Genomic DNA, 21272 nt, shown 5'->3' with positions numbered 1-21272 from the left:
TCCCGCAAGTAATACACAAGATAGCCTTACGATTCTCAACGAAAGCCATACATTATTTTAGTCCATTATTCTAATCTATATCGGCTAACGACAGGCTATGGATTTACGATTTAATATACTGGGGAGCAATGTCCTCCATAGAGGTAGCGCATAAAGAATCGCTCTGTGCACAGACGCTGTCTACCTGCAAGGATAAATAGTTATCGTAGCTAAAGGGTTTGCCCGGCACAAAATCAAGCACGCGACCTTGCAGCTGTGCTATACCGTCTGGTAGAGAGATTACTCGCATATTTTTACCAAGAAGTTGTCCGACATAACTCACTATTTGCTCAAGCGTGTATTGTTTGGGACCGCAGAGATTAATACACTGCCCGATGGTTTGTGTATCGTCTATGCTATTGACAATCCGCTCTGCTAAGTCGTTCACATAAACCGGTGCAAAGCGAGTATTGGCGCAGGCTAATGGGAATATTGGGATGATTAATAATTTCATCAGTCGGGCAAAGCGATTTAGAAAACTATCTCTAGGACCGAATATGACCGACGGCCGAAAGCTCGTAACATCCAGATTCTCTGCTTGCAACGCTGCAGCTTCACCGGCATATTTTGTCTTTAGGTACTCGCTAGGTCCTTCGGCGTTCGCGTGCAGGGCACTCATATGTAGATAGCGGCGTATGCCTGCAGCTTGGCACGAACGGATAATATGTTTGACTAATACGACATGTGCGGCATCAAAATCGTCTGAGTGTAACATGCGTTTGTTTAATATCCCTACGAGATTGATCACACCCGTGCAGTCTTTTAATAATAGCTCAGAAAAATTATGCGGCTCGTATACTCGCAGCTGGGCGCCTGGATGCAACTGCCGAGGAGTCGGATTGCGGCTCAAGATAGTAACCTCGTGGCCTCTGCCCAACAGCATATCAGCTAGCACATTTCCGACAAAGCCGCTACCGCCTACTATTGCTATGTGCATATCAATCTCTCCACCATCTGCTATCGCCCGGGCAACGATTTCCTTAACTTAGGTAAGGTTTCTTGCCCCCAATAGCATACCAGTAAGCCGGATAAAAACATAGCGATAATAACTATGCCAAAACTGCCAGTAATTTCGCCGTGTATATCGGCGGTGAGACCTAAAATCAATGCGCCTACTCCATATCCTAGATCGCGCCAAAAACGATAAACCCCAATTGCCGAACCGCGCCAATTTGGATGGCTAATGTCGCTGACAGCAGCACTGAGATTAGGGTATAGCAGCGCCATGCCTGCACCAGTGATCGCCGAACTAATACACCACCACAGCACATCATCGCTGTATAACTTAATGGCTATGCCGATGGCGCAAATCCACATTCCCAAAACTATCGGCTTCATCCTGCCGATATGGTCGGATAGCTTGCCGGTTAAGGTTTGCAAGACTCCCCAGACAGCACCGTATATACCGACGATGATGCCGATATGAAAGAGGCTCACACCCTTTTCGTATAGATAGACCGGATAAAACACCCAGATCAGTGTGTCAACGAATTTTTCTACCAGTCCCGCTTGACTAAAAGCTGCCATTCTACGATCGTGCCAACTGACCCAAGCAAAAACCTGCCAAGTAGTCGGCGTGTTTGGAATGGAATGAACGCGGTAGCTGTACTGTTGGATATTATTTTGTTGTTGTCGGTTGCGGGCTTCGGCGTGCATCCACGGCAGAGTTTCTTGCACACAAATCCAGGCAAACAACAGCGCCGCTAGAATAACCACGATACCGAACAATAGCAATGCCTCGCGTGGTGGCAGAATCTCCGACATATAACCAATAATGACTCCAGAGGCTGCAACTCCGAGATAGCCGGCGAACTCGTTTAGACCTATGGCAAGCCCTCTCTCGTTGAGATGAGCGATGTCTATCTTAGCGGTTTGCGTCATTGACCAGCATAATCCCTGGTTGATGCCAAGTAATATCGCTGAAACAATAATCCAATTCCAGTTGGGGGCATAAAAAATCATCCACGGCACTGGTATTGCAGTTAGCCAGCCAGCTATCAGAATATATCTACGACCCAACTTCTCAGAGAGCCGTCCGGCGACAAAATTTAATGTCCCTTTGACACAGCCGAAAGTGATGACAAAAGACGAGAGTAGTGTAAAGGCGTCTTCCGGCATGCCGAATTCGGTTTCGGCTAGCACTGGAACAACAGTGCGCATCACCCCCCATGCTAAACCAACAAAAAACACCTGTAGCAGTAAATGCACAAACTGCACATTATTAGAGGCGATGCCGTGCTGGTATGTTTTTATCATCAGTTAACTAAACGGTTTTTTTCTAGATTTTTAGTAGCATTTTATTATTCTACTATATCGTATCACTCGAGGAGGACTATGCGTGATAGTGCATACAGCCGTAGGTGTTCGCTGTATAATAGCCGTATTATTGAGTGATATAAAAAAATCCAGTGGAAAATCCTGATAAACAAGCAATCCTTAAAAGACTCAACAAGCACTATGCGCAAACGCAAGCCGTGCGGCTGTGCGACTTATTCACCCAAGATGCGCAACGGTTTGATAGATATTCGCTAGAAGTCAACGACTTATTTTTGGATTATTCAAAAAATAAATTTAACGAAGGAACTCTAGAACTGTTGATAGAATTGCTGCAATTATCGGATTTTGCCGATTGGCGAGAACGACTATTCAGCGGTGATGCAATCAATGTGAGTGAAAATCAAGCGGTTTTGCACACGATTTTACGCCGCCCTTACCAGTTATCCACCAGATCAAACGGCAAAGACTTAGCTGCTAAGATACTTGCGACTAGACAACAGATGCGGACTGTGTGCCGGGAGTTGTCCGGCGTTAGTCCTCACAGTGTCTGTGGTGCAACGATTACTGATGTAGTGAGTCTAGGAATAGGGGGCTCACATTTGGCGCCAGCAATGGCTTGCCGTGCACTGAAGTCGTACAAGCGAACACCTTCTAGGATGCATTTTGTTTCTACTGCGGGCTGCGGAGAGCTGGAGTCTTTGTTGGCTGAACTAGATCCTGCGCATACTTGTTTTATTGTTGTATCTAAGAAGTTCAAAACAAAGGAAACTTTGATGAATGCGCGCTATGCCCGAGCTTGGCTTGGTGACAATGCGCAACATCAGATGATTGCCGTGACCGCCAATCATGCCGAAGCCGCTGAGTTCGGCATTGCCGCAGAGTATTGTTTAGCAATACCGCAAACTATCGGGGGTCGCTATTCTTTATGTTCGGCAGCAGGTCTGCCGCTGGCAGTGGATTTAGGTATTGAGGTGTTCGAAGAATTATTAGCGGGTGCTTATCAAATGGATTGCCATTTTCAAACTGCTGCACCGAAAGATAATATGCCGGTTATTTTGGCATTGCTGAGTGTATGGTATAACAATTTCTATCGTGCCCACAGTCATGCCATTTTGTGCTACGACACTAGGTTGGAATTGTTTGCCAATTATTTTCAGCAAGTAGAAATGGAAAGCAACGGTAAGCAAGTAGATAGATACGGTAGGCAGGTTGATGGTGATACCGCGCCGGTGATATGGGGTGGCAATGCACTCAATGGACAGCATGCTTATTATCAATTACTACACCAAGGATCGCAGATGATTCCGACTGATTTTATTGTTACTGCCGACATTGGCAGCACTGATTATAAAATCGCTAGCAACACTTGGCCGCAGGCAAATTGCTTCGCACAATCTCTCGCACTCATGCAGGGTATGCAAGACGCCGCCCCCGAGCGCATACACCCAGGCGACCGGCCTAGCAATACGATTATGTTGCGTAAGCTCACCGCGCATACTCTAGGATCACTCATCGCTTTATACGAGCACAAGGTTTTCTGCGAAGGTTTGATCTGGGGCATAAATTCTTTTGATCAGTGGGGTGTAGAGCGGGGCAAACAATTAGCCGATAGGTTTTTTGATTACTTGAAAAACAACAAGTGTGAGGATGAAAGCGATATGCTCGCGACACTGGATTCGTCGACGCGCGGATTGATAGACAAATATATGGTGTGGCGCCGACAAGGTGACTGACTTTGCTTGCTATCAGGCGTGCTGCGCAATTGCCCACTGCACATGTTCGCGCACTATCTCGGAAGGATAATGCAGGCGAGACTTTAACGCCTGTATCACCTGTTCGCTAGGTGGTGCGTTGCCTAGTGCCACGGCAATGTTTCTAAGCCAGCACTCATAGCCGCTACGCTTGATAGCAGTACCTGCTAGTTTGTGATGGAACTCTTGCTCACTCCAAGCAAATAATTCAACCAAGTCAATCGCATCCAAATTATGCTGGGTGCGAAATTTTTCCTCAATGGCATAGCCAGCATAACGATTCCATGGACAAACCAGTTGGCAATCATCGCAGCCGAATATACGATTACCCACCAACGGCCGCAACGCCAAAGGGATGGAACCCTTAAACTCTATCGTTAAATATGCGATGCATCGTCTGGCATCGAGCTTATAGGGTGCAACGATTGCTTGCGTTGGGCATATATCTATACAACGCGTACAGCTACCGCAGTGATCAGCCACCGGAGTAGACTGTGGCAGTGCCAAGTCGGTATACAATTCACCTAAGAAAAACCACGACCCAGCGGTGCGATTGAGCAACAGTGTATGCTTGCCTATCCAGCCTAGTCCGGCTTGTTCGGCCAGTGGTTTTTCTAGCACCGGCGCACTGTCACTGAATGCCCGATAAGTGAAAGGGCCGATGGTTTGGGTGATTCTATCGGCTAGGCATTGTAACTTTTTGCGGATCAATTTGTGATAGTCGCGCCCTAAAGCATAACGCGAGATATAAGCCTTCTCTGGTTGCTCTAAAATAGCGTTTGCATCTTCGGCGTCCTTATCAAGATAATTCATGCGTACCGATATGATGCTGACTGTACCCTTAACCAGTTTTTCTGGTCTGCTACGCTTTTTGCCATGCTTTTCCATAAAATGCATCTCGCCATGCATATCGTTGCCTAGCCAATCGAGTAGTCTGAGTTCATAATCGTGCAATTCAGTATTAGCGAAACCAACATCGTTAAAACCGAGTTCTATTGCCCATTGCTTGATTTTATCGGCGAGTGTGTCCATCTCCATAGTTCATTATTTTAGAGTAGCTTTGTGGCAGACCAAACTATAATGAGAAGCACATATAGCCATCAAGGTAAACATCGTAATGATTTGCTTAAGGCTAGGCGCGTACGCTACCTTAGCACGCGACTTATTATTGCGACGCTAATGTTTTATTCTAAACACTCTCGTAGATTGCGTGCCAAATTATCAAGTAACTTAAAGTATGCATCTTCACCGGCAGGTACGCCTACTCCGAGTGGATCAAGTTCGCCTACTTTGATATCAAAACCTTCGCTCACCGTTGCTATCAGTCGGTCGGAGAATTGCGGTTCCTTAAAAATACAAATAGCACCAGCCTCCCGTAGCCTTTGCTGTATTGCGCGAATGCGGTTAGGTGAAGGCGCTAGAGTCGGATCAATCGTGATCGAACCGGCATAGCTTAATCCGTATGCCTGTTCAAAATACTGATAGGCATCGTGGAATGTGATAAAAGGTTTATTGCGTATCGGTTGCAGATAAGTATCTAGTTCTGCATCTAAGTTGTTTATCTTGTTGGTCATATTCTGCGCGTTGGTCCGATAAATCGCTTGCTGGTCGGGATATGCTGCACTCAGTTCATCAGCAATTAATGCGACAATTTTGCTAGCATTTGCCGGATCTAACCATACATGCATATCGTAAGGGCTACTGTGGTGGTGATGGTGGTGCCCTGTGTGTTCGTGAGGGTCTTCGTCGTGATGGTCTTCATCGTGATGGCCCTCATCGTGATGATCTTCGTCGTGATGGCTCTCATCATGATGGTCTTCGTCGTGATGACTCTCATCGTGATGCATATCCGGGGCTGCGTCTTTGCGATAGGGGAGTAGTGTTATCCCTGATTTTTGCGCTACTGATATCGTGCGCACATTATCGGGTAAAACCTCAAATGCCGATGGCAGGAATGATTCAATGCTATCATCTATATAGAAGATGATATGTGCTTGTTGCATGTGTTTCAGTTGTGAAGGCTTTAATTGAAAATCGTGAGGAGACACACTGTCGGTTACTAGCATATACGCCTCTCCAGTATCTCCAAGCACACCCTGGACCAGTGAGTGCAACGGCTTAATCGTCGCCACTATGGCGTTGGTTGCCGTTGCCATTGCGGTCGTGGACAACGATAACAGTAAGATAATAAGTAGTAAATATTTTTTGTTCATGACACCTCCGATTGATTAAAAGTATAGTATGTCTATTCACGCAGCTATAGTTTCACGATAATGTTTCACTATACACACCGACAGGAATAAATATGTTATAGTATAACATTATTAACCAGTAATGGAAGCCAGGAATGAATGAATGCCGTGCCCACAAAAATTGCATCAACCGTGCCATAGCTGAGGCGCAATCAATTTGCCGAGACCGCGGATTGCGTTTTACCGATTTAAGGCGTAGGGTGTTAGAAATAATATGGACAAGCCATAAGCCCATCAAAGCATACGACATTTTAGCTCAGTTAGGTGACAGTGACTATTCCGCTGAACCACCGACGGTTTATCGCACGCTCGATTTTCTAATTGAAAATGGCATCATTCATAAGTTGAGTAGTTTGCATGCTTATGTGGGATGCTCTCATCCGCGTGAACAACATGAATGTTTTTTCTTAATTTGTAGCAAATGCCTGAAAGTCAATGAGTGTTGCGATAAAGCACTAAGAGGTACGATTGCGAGGGCTGCAAATAAAAATAAATTTAATCCGCAAAACACGACACTGGAAATTAAAGGCATATGCACTACCTGTGCAATGCGTAAGTAACATGCCCTCGCTAATAGAAGCCAAAGATATTAGCGTTGTCCGCCTAAAGGAACAGATACTCAAAGATATATCTATTCGCATAGGCGAGCACGACTTCATTACCGTGATAGGACCTAACGGTGCTGGTAAATCTATGTTGCTCAAGTGTCTTTTGGGATTTTATCAACCCAATACTGGTAGTGTAATACGGCGTAAAAATTTGCGTATCGGCTATATGCCACAGCACCTTGGTTTTCACCGCAGTATGCCTATCACCGTTGAGCGCTTTTTGCGTTTGCGAAAGAAGGTAGATGCTTTAGAACTCAAAAATATATTAGAGGAGACCGGCACCAAACGACTCATCCGAAGGTCTTTGTCGGTGTTATCCGGTGGTGAATTACAGCGTGTTTTACTAGCTCGTAGTTTGCTTAACGACCCCGATTTATTGATATTGGATGAGCCAGCACAAAACATGGACATTTCTGGTCAACTGGCTTTTTATAAACTTTTGGAAACAATTTATGCAACTCGTTCGTTGAGTATTCTGATGGTGTCGCACGATTTGCATTTGGTGATGGCGTCAACAAAGCAGGTTGTGTGTCTTTTTCATCATATCTGCTGCTCAGGAGAACCACAAGCGGTGACTAAAGACCCAGAGTTTATCTCCTTATTTGGCAACGATATGGCGAAAATGGTTGCGGTATATCAACATAGCCATCAACATACCCATGCATAACGGGATTCATGTCTGAACCGTTTATAGTGCGCGCCTTAGCTGCTGGTATCGGCATCGCTATCGTTGCCGGCATTATAGGCTGCTTCGTAGTTTGGCGACGGATGGCGTATTTCGGCGACTCTTTAGCGCATAGTGCTTTGTTGGGCATCGCCCTAGGATTGACCGTCGGTATTGCTACCAATCTAACCACCATCGTGGTTTGTTTTACATTTGCTTTGCTGTTGCTGTCGTTGCAACAAAAAAAGGTGTTGGCAACCGACACATTGCTCGGCATCCTTTCGCACGCGGCACTCTCAGTAGGGATAATCGCCATAGCCTTACTTGAACAACGCGTTGACTTACATGCCTATTTGTTCGGAGATATCCTTACCGTGACAGTGGAAGAACTCTGGTGGATATACGGCGGCGGTGCAGTTGTTCTGGTTTTGTTGTTATTGAATTGGTCGTCACTCGTGTTGATGACTATCGACGAAGATCTAGCGATTGCCGAGAATGTGCGAGTGTTTTTTATGAATCTATTATTAATGTTATTGATGACCATAGTGGTTGCGGTCTCAATACGCATCGTCGGTATCCTATTAATTACCTCTATGCTGATTATTCCAGCAGCAACTGCCAGGCAGCTGGTGCACTCGCCGGAAGCGATGGCTGCAACCGCAGCTTTGTTGGGCATCATTGCGGTGGTCGGTGGAATCTACGGCTCCGTTGTGTTTGATACGCCCTCTAGTCCCTCTATAGTGGCAGCTGCGGCAATACTGTTTGTCGTGCTATTTCCGCTATCGGGTTATCTGCTAAGAAAATCGTCTGCATAACGAATGGATATCCCTTGAGTTTAGAGGGTTTTCGTGGATGAGGATTTTACAAAGCAATAGGGATTATCTTAGGGGTTGAGCTTCGGTTTAGTCGCGACAAATCACATAATGTAAATATTCCACTGTTTTATTTGCTGAGTAATTTCTATTCTCTGGTTTATCGGCTTTGAAGCGATTGTACGCTTTCTTAAAGTAACCGTATTCGCCGCGCAAAGACATTATTTCCTTGATATCGTCTAGCGTCATTAATCCTTCGTTGTTATAGCTTAAAAAGATGTATTGTGCTTTTGCTTTCAGTATTAAATCCTTAAAAGCACTTTTGCTCCTATCTCGTGAGCAATAAAGAGATTTTTGTTTGTCGTAATTGCGCAATCCGGTTTTGCCGTGAATTTTTGGGTCATCATATTTGGCGATAGTCTCTAAAAGATGGTAATTCGTTGCATACTGACGATGGTTGTAAGGTGGATCTAGATATAGAATATCACCTTGCACTTTCGCCACCACTTCGTTGATGTCCTCGTTAAAAACTTTATGTACTTGGTCGTTTATAATCGGTTCTGCTGGTCTTAAAACTAACCTCTGTTGTGCGGTCTTTTTCAGCTTTTTTAGAAAAGCACCATACACCGAAGCGGTGTTTGCATATCTATCAATAGACTCAATCAAAGAAGCAATCAAAAAGTAATACTCATCGTCGGAAATGAAATGCTGTGTTTTCCAGTATTCAATTTTTTGTCGGATGGCGTCGCAACGCATTCCGTTTTCATCGGAGAAGTATAGCCGCGGATGCTTTTTAGCCTTGCTTCCACCTAAACAATAATTTTCATAAATAAAACCTTCTACACCGGCTAAGTTGGAAAGATAATCACAAACAAAGTCTTTTCTTTGCGCAGTTGCAGTGTGCTTTAGTTCGGTGAGCTGTTCAACCAATGAGGCAAATTCTAGCGGCTTATGCGTGCCAATATAATGTCTGTTTAAGACATAGCTGTAGTACTGAATATCGTTTGCGATAACCCGGTATCCATTGCGCTTAAAGTGGCTTCCTACGACGCCACTGCCGGCAAACAGATCGCAAAAAGTATTGCATTTTTTACCAACCACTTCCTTTATAGAGTCTTCTAAAAATTGCAATAACGATAACTTACTGCCTATGTAGTTCATTTTTAGTTATGCAATAACATGACAAAACAAGAGACTGTATAATTTTTCTCGCCCTGCAATTTATGTGTGTAGGTGAAATTTATTTCAATTGGATTGTTTAAGTCTGAGACAAGCTCCGGTTTTTTTAATGGCTTCTTTGCGCGGCTTTGAAAGAGACCAAACATTATATATCCATTAGTTGGAGGAATATCAGAAAGGTTTGACCAGCTGAGCGCCACTAAGAGCTACTCATTAATTTCAACCATTACTTCATTACGGCGCATGAAAGGCAAAGTCCACGGCGGGTTGTAGAAGGCATACTTGGGTGCGCCGATAGTCTTGATTTGGTTGGCTTCTATATAGTCCATCAGCTGCTTTTCATGTTTGGCTATATTTCCATCTGAACCCATGCCTGAAAATTTAATGACGACGAATTTCTTAGCTGGAATTTCTGTCAAACGCACGCGTGCATCATTCGGTTTCGGTAATGAATCCATGCTGTATGCCGAGGGCATGATAAAACTCACCCGCCATGATTTGCCGATTGACTGTTGCTCAACGGGTGCCGTCATGGCAATTTTCTGGTTTGTTTGTTGTTGCACTGGTGCCGTCATAGCAATATCTTGCTGCACTGTGTTGTTGCCGAAGATATAGTCGGCAAGTAGGCGAAAACCATCGCTAATAGCTGCTCTGCGTTGACCTTCAACCTCCACCTCTGCAATAATCATCGGTTGATAACGCCTAATCTCTATATCCTGTTCGCTAGCAACCACTTCATAGTTTGGTTTTTCAACATTACTCACGACTGGTCCCACTAATGCCCCACTGATAACAATAATTCCGATAACCGCAGCAATCATAATCGATTTCCTCTTCATTGTGTTGTTTCATCATCCGCTAGTTTAATTATTTCCGTATAATTTCCGTCTTCATCTTGAATATAAACAGAGCGCGTGCCATCGCGATGTAGCACAGCTTGACCGTAAGAGCTTAGATCGTCGGCAACGATCGCAAAGTGGTAGGGATGCTGCTTCGGTAGAATCAGTGCCAGCGACGCATTGGCAAACTTTAGCATAGCCCAACTTTCATCCTGGTATTCAATCTCGCAGGCAAAATGTTTGGTATAGAAAGATACCGCTTTTGCTATGTCCTGAACCTGAATAGCGGTGTGATGAATAGTGTCTAGTTTGCGCTGCATCTGCTTATCTATCGCTATTGAATATAATACTCTTTTAATGCCTGCTTGGCGATAAGCTCAAGTGCTTTCTCATGGGTTGCTTCGGGCTTCAGAGGTGGGGCTACACCGGCATCATAGGCCTCTTTCCAACGCAACGCACATAGACACCAACGATCACCGGCTTTTAATCCCGGAAATTCGTACTGCGGACGCGGTGTGCTTAGATCGTTGCCTCTAGATTTAGTAAATTCGAGAAACTCATCGGTCATGACAGCACAGACCACATGCGTTCCTCTATCTATGTTACTGGTTTTGCAATACCCATCTCTAAGGAATCCGGTCATTGGTTCAGTGCAACAAGATTGCAGGTCAGTGCCTAAAATATTTCTAGCTTTCTGCTCTGCCATAACTATTCCTCCGCAAACGATTCATAATGATAATCATACATATCTCATTGCCGCTTCCATTCTAACCATCCTGCTGCGATGAGCAGCAGCCATGCGGCCATGATAGTCACACCTCCGATTGGGGTTATGTACACCAAGTCGGGGATTTTTAGAGACACCGACAAGTAAATACTAAAGCTAAACAAGGCTGTACCAATAATAAATATTAGACCACTCGATTTAAGCAGCGGCATGTGGTCAAGCCTATCACTGCTTAGCAATGCTATACCAATCGCACTAATCAACACTGCGTATACCTGATTATAGCGTATTGCTGTCATCAAAAAACGGAAGCTCTCTTCGCTTACACTCTCACGAAGCTGATGTTCGGCAAACGCTCCGAAGGCAACGGAGATAAAACCGAATACTGCCCCCACGATTAGTATCATAGCTGGTGGTCATTTTTAGCTGCCAGTTGGCAGTGCGTGAGTCTCTTAAAGCGCCGCTCGGCAAATGCTTTGTATGCAATATCGGCAAGTTTATAGATAACAGGGAGAGATACAAAGGTAGCTAGCAACCGCCACCTTTTTAGTTGTCGCCAAATCAAGATAAAGGCATCCACCCCCACGCACAGCGTGCCATCGGCATCCCTAGCGTGTAGCAGTTTCAGCCCTTCGGCAAGGCTAACACCTTCCTCTTTCAAATCATCGGCGCATTGTGTGATGTCTTGCCAATCAAAAATTCCATCTGCGGCAATTTTGCGGTAATAGGCGATCTCCTTTGCGCATACACTACATTTCCCGTCGTAGAACACTGTTATCATGTCGTCTCTCTTGCTTGGTGGTTTCCGCGTCGTTGGCAACAATAGTTTACCTTATCCGATACTTTTTCTCACTTTTTACCCCAACCGAATGGGCGTAGAAAACTGGGCATATTTTCTAATGCCTATGCTTTTTTACATCCATTTTTTTATCCATGCTGGTTTCCGGATGTCTCACTAAGCGAGGCAAGGTGAACGCTGTATCAATGATGCAAACATATAGCGATTATACAGGTATGCCATTGTCGATATAGCTGAAAAATTGAGTGCTGTCATCACAAATGGATTTTTGTTTTTCCTCGCTCATGCGATCGTAAGTTTTATACATCATAGCCATACGATGATTGGATTGCAGTTTATCTCTGTTATGTGCCATGAAATTCCAATAGAGATAATTAAACGGGCAAGCATCGGCACCGTTTTTCTGGGTGACCTTATAGCGACAGTGTTTACAATAATTTGACATCTTGTTGATATAACTGCCGCCGGCTGCATAAGGTTTGCTAGCTAAATAACCGCCATCGGCGAATAATATCATTCCCGACACATTGGGTAATTCAACCCACTGATAAGCGTCGGCATAAACAATCAAAAACCACTCATTGACCTGCTGTGGACTGATGCCTGCTAAAAGCGCGAAATTACCCAGCACCATCAGCCGCTGGATATGGTGGGCATAAGCGTTTTCTTTAGTTTCCGACACACACTGTCGTAAGCAGTTCATCTTGGTGTTCGCTGTCCAGTAAAAATCAGGCAGATTGCGCGTTGCACCGAAGAAGTTTTGTTCTGCATATTGCGGCATTTTAAGCCAATAAACACCGCGTATATATTCGCGCCAGCCGATGATTTGGCGAATGAATCCCTCGACACTATTGAGCGGTGCTTGGTTGCGATGATATGCCTGTTCGGCAGCTTTTACACATTCAAGTGGCAACAGTAAGCCGCAGTTGAGGTAGCAGCTAATGTGCGAGTGATACATCCACGGTTCACCCTCAACCATCGCATCCTGATAATCGCCGAAATGGCTAAGCCGTTGTTCAATAAACAGCTGTAGCGCATGCAATGCCTGCTCTCGTGTCACTGCCAAAGAGAATGGCGCTAAGCTCCCGAAGTGGTCGGCGCAACGCTTTGCGACCAGATCTATCACATCACGGGTAATATCATCCGTATCATTTATGTAAGGCTCTGGCACATTCAATTTTGCTGGGGGCGTTTTTCTGTTCTCTGCGTCATAATTCCATTGTCCACCTATGGGTTCATCGCCGTCCATTAGAATGGAGTATTTCTTGCGCATCTCACGATAAAAATATTCCATCCGTAGCTGTTTGCGACTCCCAGCCCACTCGCTAAACTCTTCGGGTGTGCATAAAAACCGATAATCCGGTCTAATCTCGACTGCAATTTTGAAATCAATCTCCCAACTCTTGATATCCGTCAACACGCGATATTCACCCGGCTGGGTGATAACGATACGCTCAATCGCATGTTTTTCTAATGCACGCTTTACTTCACCTCTAAATGAACCAGCATTATTCGGGTCATCCAGTGTTGTATATTCCACTTGGTATCCTAGCTGTGTTAGATGTTCTGCAAAATGACGCATAGCCGAAAATAGAAAAGCAATTTTCTTTTTATGATGTTTAACATAAGTGACTTCATCCCAAACTTCACACATCAGGATGATGTCTGTACTGCTATTGGCTCCGTCAAGACTTGAGATAGATTGGGACAGTTGATCTCCTAATATAAGTCTTAGTGTGCTCATGTCTCCTACTTTTTAATAACTGGTTTTAACGATTGAAAAGCTGCCAGTGCCATCTCCCGAGACTGCTTCAAATCAACGACAGGGTTGGGATAGGTAGCGCCCAGCTCAATACCTGCAGCTTGCAGAATAGCAGTGGATGCTTGCCACGGACTGAATAGATATTTGTTCGGTAGTGGTGCTATCTCTGGTATAAATCTTCTTATATAAACCCCTTCGGGGTCGAATTTTTCCCCTTGAGTAATCGGATTGAAAATTCTGAAATAAGGTGCGGCATCGGCACCACAACCTGCGACCCACTGCCAACTGGCACTGTTGTTGGCAAGATCAGCATCAACGAGTGTGTCCCAAAACCATCGCTCCCCGTGGTGCCAATGTAGAAGCAGATTTTTCACTAAAAAGGAACCGACAATCATTCGCACACGATTATGCATATAACCAGTTTGCCAAAGTTCGCGCATACCGGCGTCAACCATTGGCACCCCAGTTTGCCCTTTTTGCCATGCCGTCAAAAGCGCCGAGTTTGTAACCCACGGGAAGGAGTCAAATTTTGATTGCAGATTCTTCGTCGGCAAGTCTGGGTTATGATAAAGCTGACTATAAGAAAACTCGCGCCAGCCTAACTCGCTACAGAAATGATCAATATGTACACCATCATCTATACCTCGCACCGTATACCAGAGTTGGTTCGGTGATATTTCACCAAAATGAAGGTGTGGCGATAACCGCGAAGTATAAGGTTGGGCAGGAAAATCTCGCCCCCCTTTATATTGAAAAAGGCCTTCGTTGATGAACTGTTGAAAACGCGTCTGCGCACCCTGTTCACCGATCTGCCAATGTGCTTCAAACTTTTTATCCCAGCGTATATCAGGTAATAGTTTCAGTTGGTCTAGACTAGAGGCACTCTCGTCATCACGAAGATATTTTACATTTTCAGGTGGCACGAGCGGTCTGCGTGGTTGCTCGGCTTGCAAACATCCTTTACGATAAAACGGTGTAAATACTCGGTACGGTGTGCCATCCTCTTTTTTGATAGTCCACGGTTCCCAGAGCAACGCACCATTAGTGCTTTTAACCTCTATGCCTGCAGCTTGTAAGTCATCTTTTATTTTTTTATCGCGCGTTATACACCATGGCTCATAACATCTATTCCAGTAAATGTGCTTCACATCAAAGCGAGCGACAATCTCTTGAAGAATAGCTGCAGGCTGTCCCTGATAAAGCGACAACATGTTATTCAAAGAACGATTGAGTGATGCAAGCGAGTGGTGCAACCACCAACGGCTTGCACTGCCCATGGCATACGCACCTGCGTTGTCATCATCAAGGATATAGATAGGTAGCACATAGCTATGCTTTGTTGCGAGAGTCAATGCCGGATTATCTGCGGTGCGTAAGTCCTGCCTAAACCAGTGAATGGCAATATCCTTGTTCATAGAGCAAGCATTATTTCTATGTTATCGGTTGTTTTTTTCATTGACAATCGGTAGTCGGTTGTCCAATGTTATATTTGCTCATTGTGTTTCAACCAGAATACTTGCATTTAAGGTTCAATCTCCTTGCCGTCCCAAGCAAAGCACTTGCCGCTTTGTTGTGGTGTGAGCGTTGCTAAAACTGCCAACATTTTCTGCACCGAATACTCGGAACTAAACAACTGCCCGTCGGGCACACTCCTTTGAAAAGGCTTGGATAGGTTACTGTCGACTGTCCCAGGATGCAACCCTACAATGATAGCCTGCTTATTAGATCTGGCGATTTCAATAGCAGCATTTTTAATAACCATATTGAGTGCCGCTTTGGAGGCACGATAGGCATACCAACCGCCCAGCCGATTGTCGGATATGCTACCAATGCGTGCAGACAGCGCAGCAAATATAGAGTAGCTCGTTTTATTTAGTTTAGGCAGAAAATGCTTGGCGAGCAAAGCAGGGATAATGGTATTAATAGTGAATAAGCGCTGAAATTTATCTGCCGATAATTCCTTTAGTGATTTTTCGGGCATCAATGTGTCATCGTGCAGAATACCGGTGGCAACAATTACCATATCAAGCAGGTTTTCTTTTGCGGCAACTGATGCCGACTCGGCTATAGAGGCCTCGCTATGATAATTCATCGTGTGGTAAATCACCTTAGGTAAAACATTTTTCGGCTTATGGCGAGAGAATGCGTGAATGACTGCCTGCGGGTGCGCAACGGATAGATGTTTTGCAAAAGCATTTCCGATAGCACCCGAACATCCTATGACTGCAATATTTTTAATCATACTATTCACCAAATAGGCTCTTTGTGTCTGCTGCCGACCCAGTGTGCTTTTGCAAAAGTAGTGATGTCGGCATAGCCCTGTAAAAGATTGACTAAAGCCGAAGCCAACGAACCAGCGCTAATAATTGCTATGCTTGTCATGCGGTAATCCCTGAAATAACCAACATTAAAATAACAATCGCAGTTACCCAGCATCTCGTGCGAAAGTACTGAGCGGTAATCAGCTGGTGTTCAAACAGCTTTTTATCAATAGCCAATAAGGCCAAGAATACAATAATGAAGCTCACAAGTAATGCTGCAAAAGGCAGTATCAGGAATGCTATCCACACCTTGATAGCAACTGTATTGCTCAGTAGCGGTAAAGAAAATTTCCACTTGTCGCCCAGGTATAGGTGTTGCCCCCAGTGACTGCCCGCCATAAAAGAGATTATAACAAGCGAGTATATAGCTAAAATCTGTTTTGTTTCACCCAGCCAGGGAACAGTTGTGATGCCATAGCTAAAACAAGCCGCACATATAACGAACGGTAAGGCACCTGCATAAGTGAGATAAGGATAAAGTCTCTGCATGTTTTATAGACCTATCTTAAACTTGGCTTGCTTCTCAATACTATATAGCAAGATGACGAGAGTCAATGGTGGTCGAACAATCTTATCTTTGAAGACATCATCAAAATCTCTGTTTTTATATATTAACACGGAAGCCATCAGCGAAAATTGTGAAAAGGGCTCATTAGTCTAGCAAATACTGATAGAAATTTTTTCCTACAACAGACTGTTCTATAGGGATATTACCTAAACGCACTGCTTTGTTCCGCACCAGTAAAGTTAAACGATCAAATAGCAGTTAATCTTAAAGCACTAGTTATGATTTGTAGATTTGAGTATACAGTTTGTTACTTCTGGAGAGTATAAATCAGCTTGATACTAAGGAAGGGTGTGCTATGGCATGTTTTCTATATGATAGAATTTTGTGGCTATTAGTTATGATAAAAGAAAAAGTTAATGGCATCACTACAACAACAAGAGCCTGGGAGGAGTAAACCTGGTGAGACAGCTAATGGTACATGAGCGAAAGGTGGAAACGGTTTTCGAACTGATGGGTAGCAATGAAAATGCGATGACTTATAGTCTCGGCTGGGCATTAGCTAAATGCAATGGTTTTTGTCAATCTTTAGCTGTGTTGCTTGGCATAGCGGATGGCTTTTCTGATGAGATGCGTATAAACCTGCAGGAACACGCTTCAGGGAAAGGCATCACTGATATTGAACTACGCGATCACAACAAATACCATATCATTATAGAAGCCAAGCGTGGTTTTACCGTCCCCAGCACTAGGCAGTTAGAGAAGTATGCCGATCGTTTACACGGCAGCAGTGATGGGAAGGCACAGAAAATGTTGGTTGTATTGGCGGAATCCGACCGTAATGAGCAATGGCTATCTCAACATGTCCCCACATCAGTTAAGAATATTGCAGTAAAGGCTATTTCATGGAAAAGTGTTCAACAGGTAGCTCGTGATAGCCTGAATGTAGCATCTCATGAAGAGAAAAGGTTGCTTAAGCAGCTGTGCACATATTTTGGGAGAGTTACCACTATGCAAAATCAAAATTCTAATGAAGTTTATGTGGTTTCATTGGGTACAACAAAGATAGCCGGGAAATATACTTCCATTAATATATTAGAGGAGTTCGGTAAATACTCCCATCCTGTGGGTGGCAATAGAAAAGGCTGGCCAGTTGAACCTCCGAATTACATTGCTTTCCGTTATCGTGGCGCACTGCAGTCTATCCACCATGTGGAAGCATACACCATCATTGAAAACTATTACCCACATTTGCCTGTTCCTAAGCATAGTTATACAGGAGACCCTCTCTATTTATATACACTAGGAGAAGCAATAAAGCCAACACACCGGACTCCAACGAACGACCCTCAAAAGCATTATTCTCCTATTGTGCGCAGCGCAAGGACATGGTGTTTTATTGATCTGTTGCTCACCTGCGGAAGCATTGCCGAAGCGGCAGCCAAAACAAAAGAAAGAGAAAATTTTTGAGACGGCAAACTAAATTGCATAAGTTCTGCTCTTCAGTTTTCTGTCCTCAATTTCTAGTACCTTCATACGCATCGTCCTCAGATATTTCAATATCGGCATATTTCGCACACCGCCGATGGAATGTCTGCTCAAATATGCTTAGCTTTCCATTTATATTAAATTTTCCTTTCTAGATTACTAGGTTTAGAAGAGGTGCCGAATGGAGAGAAAAGTTAGATGCCGACGATGAACCAATGAGCTATTAAATACGAAGATGGATTTGATACTGAAAACGAGGTTCTGTAAAATAGATGACAGGTTCAAAACAGGGGCTAAGTCGGACTAGAGTTAGTTTGAGTTGTATTAAATATGCCGATCATCAGATACAAAATATACATAAAAAAGTAATTGATAAGTTACATTCACTGATCAACCATATGTACAACCCAAAAGAGTGTCCTGTAAAGGATGTAAGAACAAAGGATGTAAGAACAATGGTATTTTCCATTGGTTTTTACAGCGGAGGTTCGTCAATTATCGGCCATCTCTTAACTGCACATCCTAATATTGTCATGGCAGACGAAGCTAGATTAAATTCCTTCGTGGATATTAATAATAGATATGATGAATTATTCAATTATCTTTTGCAAATAGATAGCTCTAGGTATCAAGATTGGAAACTTGCTTTTGATACAAATAAAATAAAACATGATGCAAGAAGTCCCTCTAGAATAAAGCGCTATATGCATGTTCCTAACCAATACCAAGGGCATTTCCACAAATTGCAAGTAATAGGAAATAAAAATAGAAGGAAGGATGTGAGTATTCTAGCCAACACAGACCTATTAAAAGATTTAAGAAGCCAACTTGAAGATAATAAAATCTCGCTGAAATTTATTTTCGCTGTTCGTAATTTATACGATACTATTGCTACTATTTATATAAAATACCGCGTTAAAGAAAAGAGGGAACACCGCGCTAAGTTGTCTAGTATTAATGATATTATCGAAGCCATGGAGATAGTATGCAGTGATAACCAAAAAATCCTCAAACAGATAGATTCTAATGATGTGCTTATCTGCAAAAACGAAGATCTGATTGCGAATCCTAAACTACAAATTACCAGACTGTGCGACTTTCTCAAGGTTTCCGCTTCGGCTGATTATATCAATGCATGCGCTTCGTGCGTTTTTAATAAACCAACTAATGAGAGATTGGAATTGGATTGGTCTGGCGAGCATAAACAAAAAATTAATTCGTTGATCAAAAAATATGATTTTCTCTACGGCTATGATTATTCATGATATTCAGAGATATTGCCCCTTCCCCAAGTATATTTAAATTAAAATCTCAATTCGTATAGACTTTTTAATAAGTTCCACAAATTCGGTGCGATTGCATAGGTCAGCCTTCTCTGAAAGAACTTAGCATCTGACTTTCCAGGCATTGCATGTGCCCAAGCGTTTAGCTTACAGTAGATCAGCCGAATCTAAATATACCTGTCTTGGCATCGTACAAGTATTGGTTTCGTTCATTAGCAGATGCTAGGATGACCATTGAGAGTTGGCGAAAAGATTATAATGAAGTTCGACCGCACAGTGCGCTAGGCTATCAACCGCCTAGTGTATTTGCGGAGAAATTAGCATGAAAACTCTCTTTGAAGGTGGACCTAAAAAAGGGGGAAGGTCATCATAGTTCATTGGTTCATCGTCGGCATCTAACCTTTCTTTCCATTCCGCACCCCTTCTAAACCTAGTAATTTAGAAAGGAAAATTTAATATTGATCTATACACTTGCACCGGATTTATGGAACTTATTAAAAAGTCTATATGAATTTAGGTTGTAATTTAAATATACTTGGGAAAGGGGCAATATCTCTGAATATCATGAATCATCATAGCTGGAGAGAAAATCATATTTTTTAATCAACGAATTAATTTTTTGTTTATGCTCGCCAGACCAATCCAATTGAAATCTACTATTAGTTGGTTTACTAATAACGCACGAAGCGCATGCATTGATATAATCAGCCGAAGCAGAAACCTTTAGAAAGTCACACAGTCTGGTAATTTGTAGTTTAGGATTCGCAATCAGATCTTCGCTTTTGCAGATAAGCACATCATTAGAATCTATCTGTTCAAGGATTTTTTGGTTCTCACTGCATATTCTCGCCATGGCTCTGATAGAAACATCAATACCAGGCAACTTATTGCGGCGTTGCCTCTTTAAAGAATTGGTAGCAGTGGTATCGTATAAATTACGAATAATGAAAATAAATTTCAGCGAGATTTTATTATCTTCAAGTTTGCTTCTTAAATCTTTTAATAGACCTGTGTTGGCTAGAATACTCACATCCTTCCCTCTATTTTTATTTCCTATTACTTGCAATTTTTGGAAGCGACCCTGGTATTGGCCAGGAACATGTACATAACGCGCTATTCTAGAAGAACTTCTTGTATTATGTTCTATTTTATTTTTATCATAAGCCCTTTTCCAAGATGAATACCTAGAACTATCTATTTGCAAAAGATAATTGAATAATTCATCATATCTATTATTAATATGACCTTTCCCCTTTTTCAGGTCCATAGCATGGATGAGATTTCATCTTAAGCCATTTTCTCCACAAACGCTATAGGCGTTAGGTAGTTAAGGGAACTGTGCGGTCGCTCATAGTTATAGTGGTTGGCACGCTTCCTTGAGACTGCGAAACCAGTGCAGGTTCAGGCAACTATCTCTAAACTTACCATTAAGGCTTTCAATAAACGCATTTTGGGTGGGCTTGCCGGGTTGAATAAAATGGAGTTTTACTCCGCTATCCTGCGACCAGAAAAACAGAGCTTTACTCGTAAACTCAGGTCCGTTGTCACAGACGATTTTCTCAGGTCGTTCTCTGTTGGCGATAAGTTGATCTAAGAAGCGAGCCACTTGGCGACCACCAATGGAGACACCAACTAGTTGACCAATCAGTTCGCGGCTGTAATCATCTATAACATTGAGTATCCTGAAGCGGCGACTATCACCAAATTGATCGCTAACAAAGTCCATTGACCAGCGTTGATTTTCCTTGTCGGGAATTGTCAGCGGCTGCTTCGGGCGATATAATTTCTTACGCTGTCTCCTGCATACTTGTAGCTTTTCCTCTACATAAATACGGTAAGTTCGTTTCTTGTTGACCACTAATCCTTCTCTCTTTAGCAAGCTATGGAGTAGTAAATAACCATAGCGTGGATGGCAACCTGCAAGACTGCGCAGGCGTTGTCTTAATACATCATCACTGCTTTTGAC

Annotated in this window: 23 protein-coding genes and 1 pseudogene; 7 read left to right on the top strand and 17 right to left on the bottom strand. The window is 43.4% G+C overall.

Annotated features, from left to right (window positions below; genetic code table 11):
* Window positions 1–103: 103 nt before the first annotated feature.
* Both GDA45_05370 and GDA45_05365 read right to left on the bottom strand, forming a co-directional pair.
* The gene (locus tag GDA45_05370; GenBank protein ID MBC6414294.1) at window positions 104–976 is read right to left on the bottom strand and encodes a complex I NDUFA9 subunit family protein; all 873 of its coding nucleotides are present in this window, start codon (window positions 974–976) and stop codon (window positions 104–106) included.
* Window positions 977–996: 20 nt separating this feature from the next.
* Window positions 997–2295 carry an MFS transporter gene (locus tag GDA45_05365; GenBank protein MBC6414293.1) on the bottom strand — a complete coding sequence of 433 codons (1299 nt, stop codon included), beginning with the start codon at window positions 2293–2295 and terminating at the stop codon, window positions 997–999.
* 152 nt (window positions 2296–2447) lie between these two features.
* Between GDA45_05365 and pgi the strand changes: the two genes are divergently transcribed.
* Window positions 2448–4049, top strand: a complete 1602-nt coding sequence (gene pgi / locus GDA45_05360; GenBank protein ID MBC6414292.1) for a glucose-6-phosphate isomerase — start codon at window positions 2448–2450, stop codon at window positions 4047–4049.
* Between the two features lie 12 nt (window positions 4050–4061).
* Here the strand turns inward: pgi and queG are convergent, their stop codons facing one another.
* Together queG and GDA45_05350 are read right to left on the bottom strand one after the other, a co-directional pair.
* Complete coding sequence (queG, locus tag GDA45_05355) at window positions 4062–5105, bottom strand: tRNA epoxyqueuosine(34) reductase QueG (GenBank protein ID MBC6414291.1); 1044 nt, start codon at window positions 5103–5105, stop codon at window positions 4062–4064.
* 146 nt (window positions 5106–5251) lie between these two features.
* Entirely contained in the window at window positions 5252–6280 is a 1029-nt protein-coding gene (locus tag GDA45_05350; protein ID MBC6414290.1) for a zinc ABC transporter substrate-binding protein, read from the bottom strand.
* A gap of 134 nt (window positions 6281–6414) precedes the next feature.
* Here GDA45_05350 and GDA45_05345 point away from each other — a divergent pair, with 134 nt between their 5' ends.
* From GDA45_05345 to GDA45_05335, 3 genes are read left to right on the top strand one after another with little or no spacing between them, the layout of a single operon-like run.
* The gene (locus GDA45_05345; protein MBC6414289.1) at window positions 6415–6879 is read left to right on the top strand and encodes a transcriptional repressor; all 465 of its coding nucleotides are present in this window, start codon (window positions 6415–6417) and stop codon (window positions 6877–6879) included.
* 1 nt (window position 6880) lies between these two features.
* The gene (locus GDA45_05340) at window positions 6881–7594 is read left to right on the top strand and encodes a metal ABC transporter ATP-binding protein (protein ID MBC6414288.1); all 714 of its coding nucleotides are present in this window, start codon (window positions 6881–6883) and stop codon (window positions 7592–7594) included.
* An 8-nt stretch (window positions 7595–7602) separates the two neighbouring features.
* Window positions 7603–8406, top strand: coding sequence for a metal ABC transporter permease (locus GDA45_05335; GenBank protein ID MBC6414287.1), 804 nt, complete (start codon window positions 7603–7605; stop codon window positions 8404–8406).
* Window positions 8407–8493: 87 nt separating this feature from the next.
* On the opposite strand, the gene GDA45_05330 is transcribed toward GDA45_05335, so the two are convergent.
* From GDA45_05330 to GDA45_05285, 10 genes are all read right to left on the bottom strand, one after another.
* Entirely contained in the window at window positions 8494–9564 is a 1071-nt protein-coding gene (locus GDA45_05330; GenBank protein MBC6414286.1) for a DNA adenine methylase, read from the bottom strand.
* 224 nt (window positions 9565–9788) lie between these two features.
* On the bottom strand, window positions 9789–10403 hold the full coding sequence (locus tag GDA45_05325; protein ID MBC6414285.1) for a heme-binding protein: 615 nt from the start codon (window positions 10401–10403) through the stop codon (window positions 9789–9791).
* A 14-nt stretch (window positions 10404–10417) separates the two neighbouring features.
* Window positions 10418–10741 (bottom strand): VOC family protein, encoded by a 324-nt coding sequence (locus GDA45_05320; GenBank protein MBC6414284.1) that lies wholly within the window; start codon window positions 10739–10741, stop codon window positions 10418–10420.
* A gap of 14 nt (window positions 10742–10755) precedes the next feature.
* Window positions 10756–11127 (bottom strand): DUF2237 domain-containing protein, encoded by a 372-nt coding sequence (locus tag GDA45_05315; GenBank protein ID MBC6414283.1) that lies wholly within the window; start codon window positions 11125–11127, stop codon window positions 10756–10758.
* Between the two features lie 44 nt (window positions 11128–11171).
* Window positions 11172–11555 carry a DUF423 domain-containing protein gene (locus GDA45_05310; protein ID MBC6414282.1) on the bottom strand — a complete coding sequence of 128 codons (384 nt, stop codon included), beginning with the start codon at window positions 11553–11555 and terminating at the stop codon, window positions 11172–11174.
* Window positions 11552–11929, bottom strand: coding sequence for a DUF393 domain-containing protein (locus GDA45_05305; protein MBC6414281.1), 378 nt, complete (start codon window positions 11927–11929; stop codon window positions 11552–11554). The genes GDA45_05310 and GDA45_05305 overlap by 4 nt, the downstream gene beginning before the upstream one ends.
* A 223-nt stretch (window positions 11930–12152) precedes the next feature.
* Window positions 12153–13691: a cryptochrome/photolyase family protein gene (locus GDA45_05300; protein ID MBC6414280.1), complete on the bottom strand. Its 1539-nt coding sequence runs from the start codon at window positions 13689–13691 to the stop codon at window positions 12153–12155.
* A 5-nt stretch (window positions 13692–13696) separates the two neighbouring features.
* Window positions 13697–15124, bottom strand: a complete 1428-nt coding sequence (locus tag GDA45_05295) for a deoxyribodipyrimidine photo-lyase (protein ID MBC6414279.1) — start codon at window positions 15122–15124, stop codon at window positions 13697–13699.
* 107 nt (window positions 15125–15231) lie between these two features.
* Window positions 15232–15951, bottom strand: coding sequence for an SDR family NAD(P)-dependent oxidoreductase (locus GDA45_05290; GenBank protein ID MBC6414278.1), 720 nt, complete (start codon window positions 15949–15951; stop codon window positions 15232–15234).
* A 136-nt stretch (window positions 15952–16087) separates the two neighbouring features.
* Window positions 16088–16519 (bottom strand): DUF3429 domain-containing protein, encoded by a 432-nt coding sequence (locus GDA45_05285; GenBank protein MBC6414277.1) that lies wholly within the window; start codon window positions 16517–16519, stop codon window positions 16088–16090.
* A gap of 478 nt (window positions 16520–16997) precedes the next feature.
* On the opposite strand from GDA45_05285, the gene GDA45_05280 reads away from it, so the two are divergent.
* From GDA45_05280 to GDA45_05270, 3 genes are all read left to right on the top strand, one after another.
* Window positions 16998–18005, top strand: coding sequence for a PD-(D/E)XK nuclease family protein (locus GDA45_05280; GenBank protein ID MBC6414276.1), 1008 nt, complete (start codon window positions 16998–17000; stop codon window positions 18003–18005).
* 290 nt (window positions 18006–18295) lie between these two features.
* Window positions 18296–19288 carry a sulfotransferase gene (locus GDA45_05275; GenBank protein MBC6414275.1) on the top strand — a complete coding sequence of 331 codons (993 nt, stop codon included), beginning with the start codon at window positions 18296–18298 and terminating at the stop codon, window positions 19286–19288.
* Between the two features lie 245 nt (window positions 19289–19533).
* Complete coding sequence (locus tag GDA45_05270) at window positions 19534–19632, top strand: transposase (GenBank protein MBC6414274.1); 99 nt, start codon at window positions 19534–19536, stop codon at window positions 19630–19632.
* Between the two features lie 236 nt (window positions 19633–19868).
* On the opposite strand, the gene GDA45_05265 is transcribed toward GDA45_05270, so the two are convergent.
* The 3 genes and pseudogenes from GDA45_05265 to GDA45_05255 form a co-directional block, all read right to left on the bottom strand.
* Window positions 19869–20573 (bottom strand): hypothetical protein, encoded by a 705-nt coding sequence (locus GDA45_05265; GenBank protein ID MBC6414273.1) that lies wholly within the window; start codon window positions 20571–20573, stop codon window positions 19869–19871.
* 20 nt (window positions 20574–20593) lie between these two features.
* A pseudogene (locus GDA45_05260) lies at window positions 20594–20674 on the bottom strand (transposase).
* The coding region (locus GDA45_05255) for an IS3 family transposase (GenBank protein ID MBC6414272.1) at window positions 20661–21272 on the bottom strand (612 nt) is incomplete at its 5' end. The pseudogene GDA45_05260 and the gene GDA45_05255, both read right to left, overlap by 14 nt.

Source organism: Chromatiales bacterium (assembly GCA_014323925.1).
GTDB lineage: Bacteria > Pseudomonadota > Gammaproteobacteria > Poriferisulfidales > Oxydemutatoraceae > SP5GCR1.
Note: the sequence above shows the minus strand (reverse complement) of the source record. Positions and strands in the feature narration are given on the sequence as shown.

What these genes read in the sequence shown, in the direction of transcription:
- GDA45_05265 (MBC6414273.1), bottom strand. Translation starts at nt 20,573, where the DNA reads ATGGACCTGAAAAAGGGGAAAGGTCATATTAATAATAGATATGATGAA.
- GDA45_05335 (MBC6414287.1), top strand. Translation starts at nt 7,603, where the DNA reads ATGTCTGAACCGTTTATAGTGCGCGCCTTAGCTGCTGGTATCGGCATC.
- GDA45_05285 (MBC6414277.1), bottom strand. Translation starts at nt 16,519, where the DNA reads ATGCAGAGACTTTATCCTTATCTCACTTATGCAGGTGCCTTACCGTTC.
- GDA45_05305 (MBC6414281.1), bottom strand. Translation starts at nt 11,929, where the DNA reads ATGATAACAGTGTTCTACGACGGGAAATGTAGTGTATGCGCAAAGGAG.
- GDA45_05350 (MBC6414290.1), bottom strand. Translation starts at nt 6,280, where the DNA reads ATGAACAAAAAATATTTACTACTTATTATCTTACTGTTATCGTTGTCC.
- GDA45_05270 (MBC6414274.1), top strand. Translation starts at nt 19,534, where the DNA reads ATGACCATTGAGAGTTGGCGAAAAGATTATAATGAAGTTCGACCGCAC.
- GDA45_05340 (MBC6414288.1), top strand. Translation starts at nt 6,881, where the DNA reads ATGCCCTCGCTAATAGAAGCCAAAGATATTAGCGTTGTCCGCCTAAAG.
- GDA45_05325 (MBC6414285.1), bottom strand. Translation starts at nt 10,403, where the DNA reads ATGATTGCTGCGGTTATCGGAATTATTGTTATCAGTGGGGCATTAGTG.
- GDA45_05290 (MBC6414278.1), bottom strand. Translation starts at nt 15,951, where the DNA reads ATGATTAAAAATATTGCAGTCATAGGATGTTCGGGTGCTATCGGAAAT.
- GDA45_05365 (MBC6414293.1), bottom strand. Translation starts at nt 2,295, where the DNA reads ATGATAAAAACATACCAGCACGGCATCGCCTCTAATAATGTGCAGTTT.
- queG (MBC6414291.1), bottom strand. Translation starts at nt 5,105, where the DNA reads ATGGAGATGGACACACTCGCCGATAAAATCAAGCAATGGGCAATAGAA.
- GDA45_05345 (MBC6414289.1), top strand. Translation starts at nt 6,415, where the DNA reads ATGAATGAATGCCGTGCCCACAAAAATTGCATCAACCGTGCCATAGCT.
- GDA45_05310 (MBC6414282.1), bottom strand. Translation starts at nt 11,555, where the DNA reads ATGATACTAATCGTGGGGGCAGTATTCGGTTTTATCTCCGTTGCCTTC.
- GDA45_05300 (MBC6414280.1), bottom strand. Translation starts at nt 13,691, where the DNA reads ATGAGCACACTAAGACTTATATTAGGAGATCAACTGTCCCAATCTATC.
- GDA45_05320 (MBC6414284.1), bottom strand. Translation starts at nt 10,741, where the DNA reads ATGCAGCGCAAACTAGACACTATTCATCACACCGCTATTCAGGTTCAG.
- GDA45_05330 (MBC6414286.1), bottom strand. Translation starts at nt 9,564, where the DNA reads ATGAACTACATAGGCAGTAAGTTATCGTTATTGCAATTTTTAGAAGAC.
- GDA45_05315 (MBC6414283.1), bottom strand. Translation starts at nt 11,127, where the DNA reads ATGGCAGAGCAGAAAGCTAGAAATATTTTAGGCACTGACCTGCAATCT.
- GDA45_05370 (MBC6414294.1), bottom strand. Translation starts at nt 976, where the DNA reads ATGCACATAGCAATAGTAGGCGGTAGCGGCTTTGTCGGAAATGTGCTA.
- GDA45_05275 (MBC6414275.1), top strand. Translation starts at nt 18,296, where the DNA reads ATGACAGGTTCAAAACAGGGGCTAAGTCGGACTAGAGTTAGTTTGAGT.
- GDA45_05295 (MBC6414279.1), bottom strand. Translation starts at nt 15,124, where the DNA reads ATGAACAAGGATATTGCCATTCACTGGTTTAGGCAGGACTTACGCACC.